Origin of the sequence: Thiohalocapsa sp., from assembly GCF_019695415.1 — a bacterium.
Classification (GTDB): domain Bacteria; phylum Pseudomonadota; class Gammaproteobacteria; order Chromatiales; family Chromatiaceae; genus Thiohalocapsa.
In genome coordinates this window covers 1-1,814 of sequence record NZ_JAIFKJ010000334.1, presented here as the reverse complement: position 1 = coordinate 1,814, position 1,814 = coordinate 1, and the positions used below count along the sequence as shown (strand labels likewise).

Annotated in this window: 3 protein-coding genes and 1 pseudogene; all 4 read left to right on the top strand. The window is 63.0% G+C overall.

Going from position 1 to position 1,814, the window contains the following annotated elements; genetic code table 11:
- Positions 1 to 134: 134 nt before the first annotated feature.
- Positions 135 to 518 (top strand): annotated as a pseudogene (locus I6U14_RS09540) (PP2C family protein-serine/threonine phosphatase); the annotation flags it as partial.
- Between the two features lie 29 nt (positions 519 to 547).
- On the top strand, positions 548 to 1,015 hold the full coding sequence (locus I6U14_RS09535; RefSeq protein ID WP_296898792.1) for an ATP-binding protein: 468 nt from the start codon (positions 548 to 550) through the stop codon (positions 1,013 to 1,015).
- A 48-nt stretch (positions 1,016 to 1,063) separates the two neighbouring features.
- Positions 1,064 to 1,399: an STAS domain-containing protein gene (locus tag I6U14_RS09530; RefSeq protein WP_296898791.1), complete on the top strand. Its 336-nt coding sequence runs from the start codon at positions 1,064 to 1,066 to the stop codon at positions 1,397 to 1,399.
- Between the two features lie 186 nt (positions 1,400 to 1,585).
- Positions 1,586 to 1,814, top strand: a 229-nt coding sequence (locus tag I6U14_RS09525) for a hypothetical protein (protein WP_296898790.1), incomplete at its 3' end; no start/stop codon positions are given.

Here is a 1,814-nt window from a genome sequence, read left to right as displayed (position 1 = left end):
ATGGAAGCACGGGGGGCCGCGCGGACCTACTCGATCCGGGGCGGTTCCTGGCGACTCTAACCGACCTGCTCGTGGTTGCGGACGGTGAGGTCGAAAACTTTGCCACCGTGGTGTAGGGCACGCTCGACAAGCGCACCGGCGAGGCGGTGATCGCGCTTGCGGGCCATCCGCTGCCGCTGTTGCTCCGGGAGGCTGGGGCGGTCGAGAGTCTGCGCCCGGGCGGGCTGCCGGTAGGCATGTTTCCTCAAATGACCTACGAGCCGCAGCGCCTGAGTCTCGACACCGGCGATCGGCTGATTCTGCATTCGGACGGCGTCACCGAGTGCCGCAACCCGCTGGGCGACGTATTCGGCGACGAGCAGCTCCGTGCTGTCAGCGCCGAGGCCGCCGGCCGCAGTGCTGCGGACCTGGTTACCGTCCTCGAGACACGATTGCGGGACTGGCGCGGTACAGCGGAATTCGAGGACGATGTGTCGATCCTGGTGCTGGAGCGACCAGCGAGCCGAAGCGGCGAATGAGCCCAAGCACGAAGTTCCGGAAAACACCGATGAAGACCAAGGTTCCCGTCGCGCCCGCGAGCCCTGGCAACGGCAGAGCGCCTTCTGTCGGTGCTGCCGAGAGCCTGGCGGTGCCTATCGCGCTGAGCAGCGACCCCGCGGACGTCGCGCAACTGCAGACCCGCCTATCGGCCTGTGGTGAAGAGGCCGGACCCGACCAGCTGGCCGCCTTTCATGGGATCTGTGCAATCGTCGAGGCGGTCAACAACTGTATCGAGCATGCTTACGGCGGGGAGGCCGGACAGCCGATCTCGTTGTTTTGGGAGAGACGCGCGGATGCGATCGTCGTCGAGATCCGTGATCGAGGAAGACCTGCCCCAACACCCTTGCCGGACCACGAAGCTGCCTTGGACGCGGAATCCGGCCGGGGATGGCATATCATCCGCGAATGGACCGATTCGGCTGTCCTCTCCGCGCAAGGCGACGAGAACGTGCTGACTTTGATGCGCAGGCTTTAGTTTACGTTGTCTAGCCCCACTGCGCTGACTTTTGCCGGAGAAGAGAATATGCAGCTCGAGCATCGCACCGAAAACGATATCGACATCGTCAAGCTGCCGGAGCGGCTGATGATGGCCAACGCCGCCGCTGCGCGGACCACGCTGAAGGGGATCATTGGCCAAGGAAACGGCAAGCTCATCGTGGACTTGACGGACACGAACTTCATGGATTCCAGCGGCCTCGCCGTGCTGGTGAGCGCCCTGCAGGCGGCCCGCAAGCAGGGCGGGGACGTGCATCTCGTCGGCATGGGCACTAACCTGCAAGCGCTGTTCGAGCTCACTCGATTGCATACCGTGTTCCAGATCTTCGACGACGAGGCGGCGGCAGCGCGGGCCTTTAACTGAGAGACGACCGCAGATGACCGAGACAAACACCAAGGCCCCTTCTTTGGGCAACGGCGGGAACAGGCCTCGCAGCCGCTGCAGTATCAGGCCAACCTCAGGCTTCTGATCAGAGGAATGGGTCGAGTGCAGACGGACCGCAGCGTAGTCTACAGATCGAGTGCGCCCAGATCGGGCGGGAGTAAGAGTATGATGCGCGGGATTAGGCGGGTGCTGCGGTGGCTGGCCTTTGAGCGCGGTATCGCGAAGGGTCTCTATCGGCGGATTTGCAAGCCGAGCGGAGAAGAGCTGGGGGATTTCCTAAGGCGGCATGGACATTTCGCACATATCGGAGAGCATGTCAGCTTGCGTCCCTGGACGAACATTCCGGACCCACAATACGTCAGCATCGGAAATAACGTACAGCTGACCAATTGCT